This is a genomic window from Niallia sp. XMNu-256 (genome assembly GCF_036670015.1).
GTDB lineage: Bacteria > Bacillota > Bacilli > Bacillales > Cytobacillaceae > Bacillus_BD.
Map to the genome: position 1 here is coordinate 3,681,891 of NZ_CP137636.1, position 17,038 is coordinate 3,698,928.

General features: G+C 40.3%; 15 protein-coding genes and 1 pseudogene. 5 read left to right on the forward strand and 11 right to left on the reverse strand.

Annotated features, from left to right (window positions below; all coding sequences use genetic code 11):
• Positions 1-151: 151 nt before the first annotated feature.
• The 4 genes and pseudogenes from R4Z10_RS18665 to R4Z10_RS18680 form a co-directional block, all read right to left on the reverse strand.
• Positions 152-1,498, reverse strand: a complete 1,347-nt coding sequence (locus R4Z10_RS18665) for a gluconate:H+ symporter (RefSeq protein ID WP_338470778.1) — start codon at positions 1,496-1,498, stop codon at positions 152-154.
• A 488-nt stretch (positions 1,499-1,986) separates the two neighbouring features.
• Positions 1,987-3,699 (reverse strand): annotated as a pseudogene (gene larC / locus R4Z10_RS18670) (nickel pincer cofactor biosynthesis protein LarC).
• Positions 3,696-4,454 (reverse strand): nickel pincer cofactor biosynthesis protein LarB, encoded by a 759-nt coding sequence (gene larB / locus R4Z10_RS18675; RefSeq protein WP_338473275.1) that lies wholly within the window; start codon positions 4,452-4,454, stop codon positions 3,696-3,698. The pseudogene larC and the gene larB overlap by 4 nt, the downstream one beginning before the upstream one ends.
• A 168-nt stretch (positions 4,455-4,622) precedes the next feature.
• The gene (locus R4Z10_RS18680) at positions 4,623-4,937 is read right to left on the reverse strand and encodes an MTH1187 family thiamine-binding protein (protein ID WP_338473276.1); all 315 of its coding nucleotides are present in this window, start codon (positions 4,935-4,937) and stop codon (positions 4,623-4,625) included.
• Between the two features lie 973 nt (positions 4,938-5,910).
• Here R4Z10_RS18680 and R4Z10_RS18685 point away from each other — a divergent pair.
• From R4Z10_RS18685 to R4Z10_RS18700, 4 genes are all read left to right on the forward strand, one after another.
• Positions 5,911-6,423 carry a sigma-70 family RNA polymerase sigma factor gene (locus R4Z10_RS18685; RefSeq protein ID WP_338470779.1) on the forward strand — a complete coding sequence of 171 codons (513 nt, stop codon included), beginning with the start codon at positions 5,911-5,913 and terminating at the stop codon, positions 6,421-6,423.
• Between the two features lie 61 nt (positions 6,424-6,484).
• Positions 6,485-6,700: a DUF1659 domain-containing protein gene (locus tag R4Z10_RS18690; RefSeq protein WP_338470780.1), complete on the forward strand. Its 216-nt coding sequence runs from the start codon at positions 6,485-6,487 to the stop codon at positions 6,698-6,700.
• Positions 6,701-6,748: 48 nt separating this feature from the next.
• A complete protein-coding gene (locus R4Z10_RS18695; protein ID WP_338470781.1) occupies positions 6,749-6,967 on the forward strand; it encodes a DUF2922 domain-containing protein in 219 nt (72 codons plus the stop codon).
• A 78-nt stretch (positions 6,968-7,045) separates the two neighbouring features.
• The gene (locus tag R4Z10_RS18700; protein ID WP_338470782.1) at positions 7,046-7,183 is read left to right on the forward strand and encodes a YvrJ family protein; all 138 of its coding nucleotides are present in this window, start codon (positions 7,046-7,048) and stop codon (positions 7,181-7,183) included.
• A gap of 47 nt (positions 7,184-7,230) precedes the next feature.
• Here R4Z10_RS18700 and R4Z10_RS18705 read toward each other — a convergent pair whose 3' ends face one another.
• Positions 7,231-7,713, reverse strand: coding sequence for a hypothetical protein (locus R4Z10_RS18705; RefSeq protein ID WP_338470783.1), 483 nt, complete (start codon positions 7,711-7,713; stop codon positions 7,231-7,233).
• 648 nt (positions 7,714-8,361) lie between these two features.
• On the opposite strand from R4Z10_RS18705, the gene R4Z10_RS18710 reads away from it, so the two are divergent.
• Positions 8,362-8,661: a hypothetical protein gene (locus R4Z10_RS18710; RefSeq protein ID WP_338470784.1), complete on the forward strand. Its 300-nt coding sequence runs from the start codon at positions 8,362-8,364 to the stop codon at positions 8,659-8,661.
• Between the two features lie 244 nt (positions 8,662-8,905).
• On the opposite strand, the gene R4Z10_RS18715 is transcribed toward R4Z10_RS18710, so the two are convergent.
• The 6 genes from R4Z10_RS18715 to R4Z10_RS18740 form a co-directional block, all read right to left on the reverse strand.
• Positions 8,906-10,411 carry a flotillin family protein gene (locus R4Z10_RS18715; protein WP_338470785.1) on the reverse strand — a complete coding sequence of 502 codons (1,506 nt, stop codon included), beginning with the start codon at positions 10,409-10,411 and terminating at the stop codon, positions 8,906-8,908.
• Positions 10,412-10,687: 276 nt separating this feature from the next.
• Entirely contained in the window at positions 10,688-11,887 is a 1,200-nt protein-coding gene (nagA, locus tag R4Z10_RS18720) for an N-acetylglucosamine-6-phosphate deacetylase (RefSeq protein WP_338470786.1), read from the reverse strand.
• A gap of 206 nt (positions 11,888-12,093) precedes the next feature.
• On the reverse strand, positions 12,094-13,134 hold the full coding sequence (locus R4Z10_RS18725; protein WP_338470787.1) for an aldose epimerase family protein: 1,041 nt from the start codon (positions 13,132-13,134) through the stop codon (positions 12,094-12,096).
• Between the two features lie 154 nt (positions 13,135-13,288).
• Complete coding sequence (gene galT, locus R4Z10_RS18730; protein ID WP_338470788.1) at positions 13,289-14,776, reverse strand: UDP-glucose--hexose-1-phosphate uridylyltransferase; 1,488 nt, start codon at positions 14,774-14,776, stop codon at positions 13,289-13,291.
• Between the two features lie 13 nt (positions 14,777-14,789).
• Entirely contained in the window at positions 14,790-15,779 is a 990-nt protein-coding gene (galE, locus tag R4Z10_RS18735; protein WP_338470789.1) for a UDP-glucose 4-epimerase GalE, read from the reverse strand.
• On the reverse strand, positions 15,776-16,960 hold the full coding sequence (locus tag R4Z10_RS18740) for a galactokinase (RefSeq protein ID WP_338473277.1): 1,185 nt from the start codon (positions 16,958-16,960) through the stop codon (positions 15,776-15,778). The genes galE and R4Z10_RS18740 overlap by 4 nt, the downstream gene beginning before the upstream one ends.
• Positions 16,961-17,038: the final 78 nt, after the last annotated feature.

A 17,038-nucleotide genomic window follows, 5' to 3' on the forward strand; every position in this document is an offset into this window, starting at 1 on the left:
GTTTGCATTTTGCAACACCATTACAATTATATGCGAACTCCCTGTAAAGTAAAAGTCGTACCCACGATTTTCTGTTATTAAATGGAAAAGGGCTATCCAAAGTCGTTAATACGACGGTTTGGACAGCCCTCAGCTTTTTTGTATATTCGTATTATACAAATAGATCTAATATTAACGTGAATACCAATCCACAAACTGCAACAATTGTTGACAGAACCGTGTAGGTTCCAAAGGCTTCTTTTAAGTTCATGCCTAAAGATTCTTTAACCATCCAGAATCCTGCGTCATTAACATGGGATGCAATCGCACTACCCGCTCCAGTTGCAAGTGCAACAAGCGCTAAGTTGACATCAGGCATTGTAGCAAGTAATGGAATGACTAACCCAGGAGTTGCTAGCGTCGCAACGGTTCCAGAGCCTAAACAAATACGTAATAACGCAGCTACTGTCCAAGCAAACAAAATTGGTGACATCGCTGTACCTTCAAATAATGTAGCGATATAATCCCCAACACCGCCATCAATTAGAACTTGCTTTAAGGCACCGCCGCCCCCGATAATTAATAGAAGCATTCCTAGTGCATTAACGGCAGATGTACAAGACGCCATTAATGTTTTCATTGGAATTTTTCTGCGTAATCCCATTGTATATAGGGCGAATAATACAGAAAGCACCATAGCAGTTGATGATGTAGCAATAAAACGAATAAATATTACAAGTCCATTATCCCCAAATCCTAAAGCTGGTTGCACCATATCTACAATCGCACCAAATCCCATTAAGATAACTGGGAATAAAGCTGTAAATACACTGATTCCAAAACCAGGTGTTTCTTCTAATTTAAATTCTTTTTTAACACCAAAAGATTCGCTTCCTTCTCTAGTAAAGGCAGTTGGTACAATTTTTTGCGCAATCTTCGGATACCAAATCCCAGCAATGATACAAGTTGGGATGGCAACAATAATTCCATAGATTAATACCATTCCCACACTTGCTCCATACTCAGCAGAAACCGCAGTTGGACCTGGATGTGGAGGCAAGAATGCGTGAGTTGCTAACGCAGCCGTTACCATTGGTAGTCCTAATTTTACAATTGAAACTTTTAATTCTCTCGCAATAGAGAAAATAATTGGAACTAATAATACAATTGTCACTTCAAGGAATAAAGCGATTCCACAAATGAATGATGCAAAAAGAACAGCCCAATGAACTCTCTTTGCACCGAATTTACCAATTAAGGTTGTAGCAATACGGTGAGCACCACCGGAATCAGCAATTAATCGACCAAGCATCGCGCCTAATCCAAAAATAATCCCGATATGACCGAGCGTTCCCCCTAAACCGCTTTCAATTGAGCCCACTACATCCATCACTGGAATTCCAAGAGCTAATGCCACAAGGAACGATACAATGATTAAGGATACAAATGTATTCAATTTGAACTTCATAATAAGGATAAGTAATAATAATACCCCTATAGCTATAATGACCAAAGGCATAATTGATTGTCCCCCTAAACCTTTTTATATTTTTGTATGTTCGTTGCAAAACTATTCTTTTTAGTGAAGCTTCTTCCCCTGCAACATTAACTACTATGACCCTGTGAACATTGGGCCAGTATCATTAATCTCTATACGTAGAAGTCTAAACGAATGGTTATTAGCCTTATTGTAAACCTCACGAAAAAGATAAAATTGCAACACACCGATCCACTTGACGCCAGTAAAACATACATCTTTTTACAAACTGTTGTTATTAGCATCATGTGTGAACGTTTACATTGTATAATGATATGTCGAACCTTGTCAACATAATAATTTTGTTTCTTTTTACAACATATTATTTGTTATTTATCGCATAAAAATGCGGATAGAGGCAAGACCCTTTTATCCGCATTCATTGATTTATTTAATTAAAATGGCTAGATCGTCATGGGTATAGTTGAGGGAAAATTACTTAGAAGGCTTGAAAAGAATCGTACCTAACCTTAATTGGAATCCATTGTTTGCCAAACTTGTTGATACACTTCTTTTAAGGGGACCTTGTGACGTGTTGCTAATTCTTTACATTCCTCATATTCTGGAGCCCTTTGAACGAGGTTTCCCTCATAATATCCCTCTTTTATTGTTACAGGGCCCCATTTCGTTTCAACCGTTTTGAACCTTCTTTCGAGTCGATGTACGGTCAATGGGTAATAGCGAACCCCTAATGTCGTTGTTTCATTAAATAAAATTTCCTTTATTGCGTTGAGTTTTTGTCTGGATGAAAGAGTTTGAAGTAATACGCCTGGTCGATTTTTTTTCATATAAATGGGGGTGTAAAATACATCATTTGCCCCCGCATCGAACAGCAAATCCATAACATAGCCAAGCCACTCCCCTGACACGTCATCAAGATTCACTTCCAACTTGACCATTTCTTCATCCATATGTTCATCGTTATGAGGGTGAGATTTCAATTTTACTACTCCTCCCATTTAAATACTTGTCCGATCTTTAGCTGCTGATTCGGACTTCTTCGCGCAAGTATATACCTGCTCTGTCCGATTAAGCTATTTAGTTATGGTAAATCCCTATTCACCAATAACTACGCGAAGGAGATTCGGATGGTCTTTAAAGGTTTTCGTTCCAGCTCCATAACCAATCGCTTGGACTTTCATTGATGGAAGCACACAAAATTCCTCAGCAAGTACCGCTGCAATGGCTGCACCTGTTGGGGTCGTTAGTTCAAATTTGACATCACTTTGTTGAATTGGCACCCCTTTTAAGATTTCGAGGGTGGCTGGCGCAGGGACTGGATAGATTCCATGGTCAATATGTATTTTTCCAGAGCCGACAGGGATGGCAGCTGATTTTATGATCTTTATATCGAGTTGATGAATTAAAATCGCTGCCCCGACAATATCAATGATCGAATCAACGGCACCGACTTCATGAAAATGAACTTCTTCTAGTGGCATTCCATGTATATGTCCCTCAGCTTCACCTATTTTGCGAAAGATTTTTAATGCGGTTTCTTTTACTTCCTCTGCTAACTCGGAAGTTTGAATCATTTTTACAATATCCTTGTATGAGCGGTGATGGTGACCATGTGCGTGGCTATGATCGTGATTGTGCCCATGACTATGATCGTGATCATGATTATGATCATGGGTATGACTATGTTCGTGATCATGGCTGTGATAATGGGTATGACTATGTTCGTGATCATGATTGTGATCATGTGCATGACTATGTTCGTGGTCATGATTGTGATCATGCGCATGGCTATGTTCGTGGTCATGGCTGTGATCATGCGCATGGCTATGTTCGTGGTCATGATTGTGATCATGTGCATGACTATGTTCGTGGTCATGATTGTGATCATGCGCATGGCTATGTTCGTGGTCATGGCTGTGATCATGCGCATGGCTATGTTCGTGGTCATGATTGTGATCATGTGCATGACTATGTTCGTGATCATGACTGTGATCACGGGCATGACTATGTCCGTGGTGAGTAGTTGTCAACTCAACATCAAACTTCGTGCTAGTAATTCCGTTCTTGTTTACTTTTTTCCAAATCAACTTATACTCATCTTCAAATTTTAGTTTCTTTAATTCTCTTTCTAAAGTGATTGGATCTGCCCCTGCATCTAGAAGGGCGCCGATGAACATATCACCGCTTATTCCTGAAAAACAATCAATATACAGGGTTTTCATTCATTCTTAGCTCCTTTTTTTGCGATATTATCAATTAGTACTGCATTATAGGCGGCACCGAATCCATTATCGATATTGACTACACTAATTCCCGATGCACAGGAATTTAACATCGTTAGCAATGCTGATAACCCATTGAAATTAGCACCATAGCCAACACTTGTTGGAACAGCAATAACTGGATGTGACACAAGCCCTCCGACCACACTTGGAAGTGCCCCTTCCATTCCCGCAACAACAACTGAGACGGTTGCTTGTTGGATTTGTTCAATATGATCAAACAAGCGGTGGATTCCCGCAACCCCTACGTCATAAAAACGACGAACTTCACTTCCCAATGCCTCTGCTGTAACAGCCGCTTCCTCAGCGACTTTAAGATCTGATGTTCCGGCACAAACAATCGCAATATACCCGTGGGTAGATGGCTTCTGTTTCGTATCCTTTTTCCAGTAAAGAATGCTTGCTGTTTCATTGTATGTAAACTCTGGATAATCACGCAGAATCGAATCTGCTTTATCTTTAGAAATTCTCGTAACTAATACATTGTCACCTTTCGATCGAATGGCTTTTATAATCGCATGAATTTGTTCCGTTGTTTTCCCTTCACCATAAATGACTTCTGGGAACCCTTGACGATTCTTTCGGTGGTGATCGACCTTTGCAAACCCTAGATTCTCATAGGTTGCTAACTTTTCCTTTGCCTCTGTAACACTTAATGTGCCTGCTTGGACTTGCTTTAAAATTTCTTCCATTATTGTTTCCCACACCTTACAAAAAATTTGGATGCCGCGCCCATCCTTCATTTAGCTAGAGCCCAATATAATCGGACTCTATATTGGGACATGTCATTATACACTTCATTGTAGATAAATGAAAAGTTTGGAGGCGGCTCTTATTCCTTATAATCTTACGCCCAAGGAGACTTATTCCTCTAAAAGACTTTCGACTCTCGCTACTTTATCTTCCATTTTGCGCTGTTTATCACGACGATCATCAATTCGAATATTTGTACAAACCCTAGCAAGTCCCTTTTCAAAAGGAACTTCATGGATCGCCTGAATGACTTCAAATAGTTTAGGTAGATCGCCTTCAATGATCGTATTCATCGGAGTTAATTGGAAGCGGATATCCCCTTGCTCCTCATATTTTTTCAACACCTTCTGAATATCGGCCACATAATGACTCACACTAGGAGATTCTGTACCTACAGGGATTACCGTCACATCAACAATTGCCATCTTAATCACCATTCCTTCGCTATACTGTCGTTATTATTTAATAGTAGTAGTTTAACATAAGCTATGATTTCGATTGTAATTTGTATTGGTTTAAGAAACAAGCATATGATTATAAAATGCGGGGAGCAAATGAAGTTAAGTTAGTAAAAGGGTTTGTTTCTTTATCTACCAATAACAGTAAACTTTGCTTTTTACTCGGTTTTTTGCAGTTATAGTCATAGTGATAAACGCAACTTTTAACTTTGTAACGAGTTTTTGCCGCTATCCCTGTCCTGATAGACGCAATTTTCAACTTTGCAACGGATTATTGTGGCTATCCCTGTCCTGATAAACGAGATTTTTATATTTTCAATCTTTGTTTGCTTCTATTAGTTATCGATAATAACAAAGGTTCTAACATGTGATAATAAAAGGATTAAAAAAGGGGGAATGTGAAAGGTATTCGGATGAGCTCTTATAACTAAGCATTGTGGCGAAATAAAAAATGAGTATCTGCTGATTAGATCAGATACTCATTCAAAAATGGGGAATACATTGTTATGTTTTCCCATTTTTCCAAATTCTATACATGTTTTTGAAAAATTTCTGTTTTTATTGCTTATCAGTCCAAAATAAGCAGGGGCCCGGGAGAATAGTGAGGCTCCCCCTCCTTATTTACTGTTTTCCTTCAACCCCATTAATTGTAAAGCTTACAGTAAGACCTGTGTTTAATGAATGTGTGACCGAGCAATATTTATCATTAGCTAGTTGGATGACGCGTTCGACTTTATGTTCCGGCAATTTCAGTGAAATATAGCATTTCAGAACAAATAAGCATTTTTTCTACGAGGATACGTACGCTTTCCCGGCCAAATCAACGAATTTGAGCGTGGTTTCCGTGTTTTTCATCATTCGCCACCCCCTCTTTTTCCGGTTATTGTAAAGGCACCCGGGAATACATGGAACAAGTGCACGTTCCAGAAGGTGCATCTTTATGAATTTCGAACAATTAGCGGCACAATATTCCAACATGATCCACTCTATTATTCATTCTCTTCATATATATAAAGACCACGATGAGTTTTATCAAATTGGTTTGATTGCTCTTTGGAATGCTTATGAAAATTTTGATGAAGCGAAGGGTCGTTTTTCTACCTATGGTTATCGTTTTATTAAGGGACGGATGCTCAATCACTTGAAAAAGGAGAAAAAACAGGAAGATTATTGTTCAGCCATATCTGAAGAAGTTTGGCTTGGATTCGGTTATGAGGCTTGTTTTCTGGAGAGGGAAACGCTATTGGGCTATTTTTATCGTTTAACCGATAAGGAACAACAATGGGTGTTGCTACGTTTTTATGAAGGCCTTAGTAATAGCGAAATTGCCGATCGCCTTGATTTGAAGGTAACAAGTGTTCGTTCGTGTGAAAGGCGAGCAATGAGAAAGCTAGTAATCGATAAAAATTCCCTTTCAACCGATTCATATTGTCCTAAAAATATTCTTTTATAAAAAGATGGGACACAATTCTCCTTTACTTCTGTATAACAATCATGAAAGGAGAGGATGAAGAATGGCAATTTTGGTGGCGATGGATTCAAAATTACGGTTGATTTATGAAACAGGGATTGGTGAGGGTGGAAAACCGATTTACAAAGCAAAATCGTACGGCAATATCGTCGAAGGGGTCACAGCCAATCAGCTGCAACAAGTAGCACAAGCCTTAGCTTCCTTGTCGAACGACCCATTAAGTGGGATCGAGCAAAGCGAACTGCATGAAATTGTTTAAGTTTTTTCAGCAAGTCTCCCATTACTTTAATAAGAAAGGATGAATATAATGGCAAAAATAGTTGAATTGCATTTTAATAGCAGTCTTGGCAAAGTGGTTAAATTAGCGGTGGATAATCCAGTGGAACCCATTGATCCGATAAAAGTAAAAGGGGTCATGGATACAATTATTGCGGCAAATATCTTTAGCGGTCAATCAGGAGCTCTGATCAGTCCAAAAGAAGCCCGTCTTGTTGAACATAATGTAACTGCATACGAACTTATTTAAAACAATCATTTGTAGAGGCTGCTCGCATCAGAGCAGTCTCTTTTTCTTAAATATTGATTTGAAATGGGGTAAGTATGATTGGATCTAGCGGTTCCTTTCATTAGTGAGGTCGGGTTTCCGATTGCCTCACTCTTTATTCCCTTTACCCGAATTAAAGCAAAGCTTGATGTGGTCGTCCAATTGCTTCAAAACTTGCCAAAGCGTATAGAGGAATGACAAAGTATCCAGCAAGATGAACTTGCTGGGTATTTTTTCAATAAAAATTAAACTAAGACCAGTTCTTTTTGAGTTTCGTTCAATAGATTAACCGTGAATTCTTTATGTAAACTAGAAAAAAGAGCTTCTATATACTGATAAACGTGTTCCCTAGAATATGGATCAACAAATAAATAATTATAGTACGGGGAATCTTGAGATCCTTTTAATTCTGTACGGTACCGCTTAAAATGGTCCCATGCTGGTTCAATACCCAATGCATGTAAAGGGGCTAGATTAAGTTTAAGTGATACCCCCACTAATTCATTTTGTAATAATTGATGCGTTTCAGCGATATATTCGACCGTTGCTACTGGAAGTTGTACACTTGGACGAGACACCCTTTGTTGTGTATTTGTGTCATAGAAAAATGATACGAATTCAGTTTCACTTTCGTTCGAGGGCATTGCCTCATCTGACACAAGATTTAAATCCTTTAACCTCTTACACAGCTCCTCAAATAACTCCTTGCCTTCCGGATTCATCATCATAACATAAACCTCTCCTTAAAAGATCTGAAATCGCTTTCAAAATGACAGTATAATAGATTAGAAAAGAACTCACTATTTTTAATATATCATTATCTGGGGGCGAAAAAGATGACACTTCTGTGAAAGTTGTCCCCTTCATATTTAGAAATCGAATTTCTGTACAAATCCGCACCCTTGGCACGCTCTTCCTAATTGTTTTCCCGTTTGTGGGTCTTTGAAATAGGTTTCGTCAAAACCACACACTTCACATTCTATCACATGCAGGATTTCTCGTGAACCAAATAGAGCATTCAATAGATATTCAAAATACATTCTCCGTACCTCTTATAATTTTTTTCTATTAATTTATCATATCATTTGTTCAAAGAAACGAGAATTCTGTCAGTTATCTTTATTTAAATTTCGCGCCTTCGAAATAAATTAATTTTTTTAAGAACTTCTCTTCAAAATCCATCAGTTTCTCGCAGCAAACGGGGTATTTAGATAGAAGAATTTCGTTGTTTTTCTCCTTATTCGCTGAGAAGGCACGGTTTAAGAAAAAATATGACGATAGAAAGGCGGTCTATTTTACAAGGAAAATAGCTGCAAATATGGAATTACTAGACACAGGGAAAAACAAACCCTATCTTTCGGAAAGGTAGTGATACCATGTTTTATGTAATTGTACAACGAAAGGTTCCTGCAAAGTCCCAAGTTTCCGGTGAAGGGGAAGCGAGGGAGACTGTCCGAAATGTTCTTGCGTTACAGCGGGTGAAAGTCATGACGATGTTTCGCATGAGCGAGAAAGCGAAAGGGATGCTCGGAAAGATGGAGAGGTTTAGTGAGTTGATCGCCAAGCGCGGTGAACGTGTCACCAGCCAAATCCGAATACAATTGGAGGACATCAAGGGAAAAGTGCTAGCCCTCTCTCCTTCGGTCTTACAATTTATAGGTCCAGGTGATCATTGATAAACCATTTTAGTGGAAAGGTGGTGGTAGATGAAAAATTCTCTGCGATAAATTATTTGGAAAATGAAATGGAATTTGAAGTTATTATAAATAATAATAAAATATTCATGAATAGAGTAAATATAAACCTGTAGCCGCCTTCTGCAGAAAAGCACTCCTTATGGATCGAGGAGTGCTCATTGTTAAGTGACTGCAGACACCTTTATTTCAACCATTTTCTTTTACTTACCTATATAAGAGATCTTTATTCCCCATCCGGTTTCGGACTCGTGCTTGAAGCCTCATTTTTGAGTTCCTTCCCTGCAGCTACTTCTGGTTGGATGATTGTAGTTGTTGATCCTTTTGTATAGTTTTTAATCAGTTCAGCAATATCAATACCGGTCATTTCCTTTAATGGCTCTTGCATATCAACCATTGTTCTCGTTATGCTTTTTCCAAATGACGGAACCCCTTGGCCATTGCCGGAATCAATGATTTTGACGGAATCAATATTATTAAGCGGCTGAGCAATTTTTTCCGCAAAGACAGGCAGCATTTCGATTAATTTCTCAGTGATGATGACTTCGCCATGTTTTTCCATTGCTTCTGCTAGTAACTTACGAGCTTCTGCTTCGGCAATCCCGCTTTCACGAATGACATCAGCTTCCGCTTTACCGCGTTGACGAATAACTTCCGCCTCGGCAGAACCTTCTTCCCGACGAATTTTTGCCTTCGCTTCCCCGTCAATTTCCGCTTTGCGTGCTTGGGCCTCAGCTTTACGGGTCGTCTCATAGTACTCTGCATCGGCTTTCGTCTTCCGCACTTTGCTTTCCTCTTCTTCTAACTTAACGGCACGTTCTCTTTCTAAAAATTGAAGCGTTAATTCTTCCTCCTTAACTTCCTTAGCTAATTTTGCTTTTTCTAACTCATACGACTGTTCTGACTTCGCACGAGCCCGCTCGGTTTCTTCTTTAAAGGCTGCATCCTTAATATCTTTTTCCTTTTTCGATTCAGCGACAGCAATTTGGCGTTTGTATTCTTCTTCCTTCGCCTCTTGCTCCATTTTCGCGCGATGAATCCGTGTTTCCCGCTCCGTATCGGCCTCTGCAATCTCTGCCAACTTTCGAACTTCCGCAATCCGTGGCCGTCCTAAATTTTCAAGATAGCCATTTTCCTCATCTGCATCCCGTAAATCAGTTAGCCCCAATGAGGTGATTTTGAACCCCATTAAGTCAAGTTGTTTCTGTGCTATATCTTGGACATCATAATTGAATTTCTCGCGGTCGCTATTAATGTCCTCAACCGTCATTTTTGATAAAATCGCCCGAAGGTTACTACCAAGGACTTCAATGATTTCTGCTTCAATCTCTTCTTGTTTTTTTCCTAAAAATTGCTCCGCATAGTTGGCGATTCCATTCAAGGTATCGGCGACTTTAACCATGGCCACCGCATCAGCAACAATCGGAACTCCGCCAAGGGTGTACACTCTTGGAGTTGATAACTTTAATTGGAACGAGGTCAGATTAACTGGTGTTGAGGTCTGGAATCGTCTTAACCGATAGCCTCCCCCACGAATAATTTTCATTGAACGGCCTTCCTGATCGCTAAAAATATTCGTTTCTTTCTCTGGATCTCCGAGTTTTGGACCAGTAATAATTAAGGCTTCATTCGACTTCGCTGTTCGGTAGCGGATTCGCACCCAAAAGTAATACCCGATCCCGCCAAGAGCGGCCAAAATCAGAATTGGAATAAAGATGATTGCAAATAACATTCTCTTTCCCCCTTTAGAATAATCTTATTAAACCTACAAATGTAGGGTGGAACATGTGATAAATTGGACTTGTTTTAAGAGTTGCGGAATGTGCTTTTGTAGAAAGTGGGATTAGATACGAGAGGTTAAATATTGGGAGGAACAGAATCTAAAAAACCACGAATCTTGCACACTGTTTCATTATATAACTAGCTATATATATTATTACGAATAAAAAAGGAAGAAGGTTTCATTAATTTGAATATATGAAAAAATTAAAGTGTACAGCAGCCTTGTCTAAAAAACGAAACCTTCTTTTTGAAAGGCGAGTTTTCCTCGGGTAAATGTCATCACGATGTCCAATTGTTCATCTAAAATCACGATATCGGCATCTTTTCCAATTTCAAGACTGCCTTTGCGGTCGAATATCTTTATTTGCTTTGCTGGGTTAACAGCCGCCATTCTGATCGCATCTTGAAGAGAGCATCCAGTATAGGAGATCATGTTTTTCAAAGCATTCCCTAATTTCAAGACACTTCCAGCAAGGGTTCCATCTTTTAAGACTGCCTTGCCATTTGTCACGATGACCTCTTGACCGCCGAGATCATACGAACCGCTTTTCAAGCATTTTGCCCTCATTGAATCGGTGATTAATACGATCCCATCCTTGCCTTTTTGCTTATAAGCAAGCTGGACGATCTCAGGTCGGACATGGATCCCATCGACAATTAATTCAGCTTTAACATCCTCACGTAATAAAGCAGCCCCCACTACACCTGGTTCTCGATGATGCAACCCTTTCATTTGATTAAAAAGATGAGTAACATGGCTGACTCCTGCTTCAATCGCTTCAATCGTTTCATTGTAAGTGGCATCGGAATGACCGATTGATGCGGTGATTCCATTCCTTATCAAGTAATCAACCATCTGCATTCCCCCTTGTTGCTCTGGCGCTAGAGTTACAAGTTTTACATGATTTTTTGAAAGGGTCTGCCACCTTTTTAGCAGATTCAAATCAGGGTCCACTATATATTTTTCCGGCTGTGCCCCTGCTCTTTTCGGATTGATAAAAGGTCCTTCCAAATGAAGGCCAAGGATTTCTGCCTTACCTGAAGGGGATTGCTTCTCAATATAGGATCCTGCATTTTTTACCGCGTTTTCAATCGCCTCTACACTTTGGGTGATCGTTGTAGCTAGGAAACTTGTTGTCCCTTCTGAAGGAAGAGTTTCGGTTATATTTGCTAATGCTTCCACCGTGCCATCCATTACATCTGATCCATTTACCCCATGGATATGAAGATCAATCAGACCTGGAATAGCTGCATAATGGGCAGGCATGTCAATGATCCGGTAACCATCTTCCTTTATTAAGTGATTCATCAAGCCAAGGTCGATAATTTTCTCTCGATGAATTTTAATAAAACCCTTTTCAATGATTTTATCGGCTGTATATATTTTCATATTTTTTATTAAAATGCTTTGAGCTTTCTGGTTCATGGTCATGTTCCTTTCGTGATAACCATTTGCACGGCTGCAAAAGCTATCCCATCTGTCAAATGATCGACAAAACAGGAAATGCCAAGCACCTTTTGGTTACTTGGCAATATCTTATCATTAATTTAGGCTCTGTAATAGTTATGTCCACGTTAAAATTGGCCTTTAAATTTTAACAACAAACTTTACGAAACAGCCTTAATTCATGTTTATCTAAACTTCCACTTCGTATAAGCGGTATATACTTGACCCTTTTCAAGGATGCACGATGGGAAATGTGGATGGTGGATCGAGTCTGGCAATCCTTGGGTTTCGAGGCAAAGACCTAAATGCTTTCGAATTGGAACCCCATCATGCACAGTGAAGTCCCCTTCAAGTTGATTGCCTGTATAAAGCACTACACATGGCTGGTCGGTTTCTATTGTTAGGCTACGGCCACTTTCCTCATCTTTAAGAACAATTGGATCGGGCTCGTCTTGTAGCAAGAATGGATGATCATAGCCATGTCCGGCTAGTATATTTTGAGGATGTTCCGATTCCACCCCATCTCGTATCGCTCTTCCAGTTGAAAAGTCGAACGGTGTTCCCTCAACAGGAAGGATGGTTCCAGTCGGAAGCAGCTCTTCAGTGAGTTGGAGAAACTCCTTACTTTTTAACTGCAATAAATGGTCCTGGATATCCCGTTTTACATTACCTGATAGATTGAAATACGTATGATTGGTTACATTAAGCAAGGTTGTCTTGTCTGATACCCCTTCATAGGCAAGAATAAATTCATTGTCATTATTTAATGTGTAGGTGATTTTCATCTGCACATTTCCAGGGTATCCACTTTCACCGTCCTTACTTAAATAGGAAAATACTAAACTGACATTTTCGTCAGTTTCTACAGTCTCTACATTCCAAATAACCTTATCTAAGCCCTTTACCCCACCATGCAGATGGTTTCCACGATCATTCTTCTCTAGTTGATACACCTCATCGTTCAATTGGAATTGGGCTTCTCCGATTCTTCCAGCTACCCGTCCAATGATTGCCCCAAAATAGGGAGAATGCGTTTGATAGTCTTCTAGCTTGTCAAAGCCTAGAACAACGTTTTCTATATTCCCCTGTTGATCAGGAACCATCATTTTTGTAATAATGCCTCCGTAATTAAGGCTTGTCACTTTCATCCCTTGATTATTCACCAATGTATAGGCCGTCACTTCCCGGCCATCCCACTCTCCAAACTTTTCTTGATAAATATTCATTTGCGAAACTCCAATCTTTTAATCAAAAATGCAAACAAGGGCGAGCCCTTTGTTTTTACAAAGAGTAAGCAACTCTTAGGTTTTTTCAAAGAGCCCCCCTATTTCTAAAATGAAACGCGAGAACCGTCCCCATGTTTCAAAGAACCGTCATGTTTCATAGTGTGGTTAGAAAGCGTTGAAAGGCTTGTTGGCCTTGTTGGTTTCTCTTGAATACTCCTGCGTCTTCGAGGACTCGGAGGAATTTTCTGCCGACTTCTTTTTGGATGATCTTATTGACGGTTTCTTCGTTTAGGTTTGAGTGATGTTTTTTGATTTCCTCTGCCCATGCTATGTGGTATGGCGGAATGTCATTTTCTTTGTTTAATAGAAACTTTTCTACTTCGGCTAATTCCGTTTTCAAGCGGGCAGGCAAGACCGCTAATCCCATCACTTCAATCAAACCGATGTTTTCCTTTTTAATATGATGCACATCCGGATGAGGATGAAAAATCCCTAGCGGGTATTGTTCGGTTGTCCGGTTATTTCGTAAGACGAGGTCAAGCTCATACTCATCGTTACGCCTTCTCGCAATTGGGGTGATCGTGTTATGACGAGTTTTGCCGGAATAAGCAACAATCTCTACTTCAGGATCACTGTAATTCTTCCAAGCTTCAAAAATATAATCGGCAGCGGCGACGAGCTTCTCTGGAGTTTCTCCCTGCAGACGGATTACCGACATCGGCCATTTTACGGTTGCGGCATGGACACCAGGAAAATTTTTTATTGTAAAAACATGCTCCTCTTCCGCTATTGCCATCGCAAACTCGTAATTCCCTCCTTGATAATGATCATGAGTAAGAATGGAGCCGCCAACAATGGGCAAGTCGGCATTCGAGCCGATAAAATAATGAGGAAATTTACCGACAAAGTCCAATAGCCTGACAAACGTTTCCCGATTAATCACCATATCGCGATGTTCTCCAGCTAACACAATGCAATGTTCGTTGTAATACACATAAGGAGAATATTGGAGGTACCAGTCCTCACCGCTCATCTCCATTCGAATCATCCGATGATTTGAACGGGCTGGATGCCCAATTCTACCTGCATATCCTTCATTTTCAATGCAAAGCTGACACTTCGGATAATGGATATCAGTAAGCTTGCTTTCTTTTTCTAAGGCAATCTGTTTCGGGTCTTTCTCTGGCTTGGATAAATTAATCGTAATATCAAGCTCGCCATACGCGGTTTCTGCCTTGTAATGAATGTTTTTTGCAATTCGTTTCGTTTGAATATAGTTGCTGCATTGACTTAACCGATAAAAATAATTGGTCGCTATTTGTGGATCCCTTACGAACTTTTCGAAAAAAGTTTGATTCACCTCAGATGGCTTTGAGATGAACACATTCATGATTTTGCTGGACAGGATTTCTTTTTCATCCAATACATCTGGAATCAACCCTTGTTGAACGGCATAGTTTGTTAACTCTTCTACCAAGTCTGGCAAATCCTTTTCAGGAATAGCTGGGACCGCTTCAGGAAAGGAGTCCAAACGTAAATGGGCCAGAACCTGATTACGGGCATATAATTGGTCTTCCTTCTGAATTAACCCTGCTGAAACAGCCCCCTGAACTAACCCTTGTATCGTACTGTATACCTCCATCTCTAAACGCCTCCTATTCGTTATAGCCATTTGGGTGGTGCTTGTGCCAATTCCACGCATCCTGAATGATTTCATGAATGGAGTTACGCTTAGGGCTCCAACCTAATCCTTCTTGCGCCTTTGTTGAAGAGGCAATTAATCGGCTTGGATCTCCTGCACGACGTTCTACAATCTGAGCTGGGATCTCATGACCGGTTACCTTCCTTGCTGCTTCAATGATTTCTTTCACGGAAAATCCTTTGCTTGATCCAAGGTTAAAAATGTTGCTGTCTCCGCTTTGCTGCAAATATTTTAGTGCAAGGATATGGGCGTCAATCAAATCTTCTACATGAATGTAGTCACGAATACATGTACCATCTTCCGTGTCATAATCATCCCCAAAAATCGAAATAAACTCGCGCTTCCCTTGGGCTACCTGCAGAACAACTGGAATTAAGTGGGTTTCTGGTTGATGATCCTCTCCAATTTCACCTGTTGCCCTTGCCCCAGCGACATTAAAATAACGAAGGGAGACAAATTTAATGCCATGAGCCTTGTCGCACCACTTCATCATTTTTTCCATCGTTAACTTTGTCTCACCATACGGATTTGTCGGTTTTGTCATCATCTCCTCGGTAATCGGCATGATCTCCTGTTCTCCATAAGTTGCCGCTGTGGAGGAAAAGACGATAGGTTTGACACCAAATTCAATCATGACATTGAGGAGCACTTCTGTCCCATGAACATTGTTATTAAAATATTTTATCGGGTCTGTCATCGACTCTCCGACTAATGAGCTCGCTGCAAAGTGAAGTACCCCATCAATTTTCTCTTGCTGAAAAACAGTTTGTAAAAATGCCTGATTACGGATATCTCCTTGATAGAAAACCGCTTTTGGATGAATCGCTTTCTCGTGGCCGGTCAGAAGATTGTCCACCACCACTACCTCATATTGTTGGTCAATCAACTGATAGACCGCATGGGAGCCAATATATCCTGCGCCGCCAAGAACAAGAATTTTCATGACAAAACCTCCCGTGTAATCTCTTTTGCTCCTTCTCCTACATTTGCAACGTAGAAGTCAGCTTGATGACCGATGGTTTCCTCGTACTTTTTGCCAACTTCTTCAATAAAGGTTTCTACCCCATCGGTTTCCACAATGGCAATGGCACACCCGCCAAAGCCCGCTCCTGTCATCCGAGCACCAAGGGTTCCTTCCTGTTCCCAAGCGGCCTCTACTAACGTGTCTAGCTCAATTCCGGTTACTTCGTAATCATCCCGTAAAGAACGGTGCGAATCATTCATTAATTGGCCAAACCTCTTTAATTCATTGCTTCGAAGGGATGAAAGGGCTTTCAGCGTTCGGCGATTTTCATATACGGCATGCCTTGCTCTTTTAACAAGTGTTTCATTTTCAATCAAATGTTTGTTTGCTTCGAAATCCTCTTGTGACAAGTCACCAAGAGAATCAATAGCAAGCTCTGTTTGCAGTTGGCTAAGTGCGGTTTCACACTCTTGGCGTCGTTCATTGTATTTGGAATCTGACAGCTCTCTCCGTTTATTCGTGTTCATAATGATAATTTGATAGTTCAATAGATTGAGGGGCGCATATTGATAGTCTAACGTGTTGCAATCAAGCAAAATTCCGCAATCTTTTTTTCCCATCCCAACGGCAAATTGATCCATAATCCCGCTGTTGACACCAATAAACTCATTTTCTACTTTTTTTCCTAATTCAACGAGAGTTAAGCGGTCAAGTCCGAGTTCAAACATTTCATTGACCATCACACCAATCAACATTTCCAGTGAGGCCGATGAGGATAATCCCGCTCCATTTGGAATATTGCCCTGAATAAGGATATCAAGTCCACATGACAGCTTCGCCCCTGTTTCCAATAAATAACGGAACATTCCTTTTGGATAATTCGCCCAGCCATGATGCTTTTGGTAATTTAAATCTGAAAGGGAAAACTCAATCACCCCTGAGTTAGGGAAATTAAGCGAATGCAATCGAATCCGATCATCTTTCCGTTTTCGTGCAGCCCCATACGTTCCAAACGTAATGGCACAGGGAAACACATGTCCGCCATTATAATCGGTATGCTCCCCAATTAAATTAATCCGACCTGGTGAAAAAAAGAGTCGCACTTTTTCCTCATGACTATTTTCCGGGAATATTTCTTGAAATTGTTGGATCAACTTCATCGTTTCCATTTCTGTCAGGTCCCCTCTCCAAAGATACCTTTGTTACCGGCAGCAGCAGGAAAGCCCACTGCCGCCCTT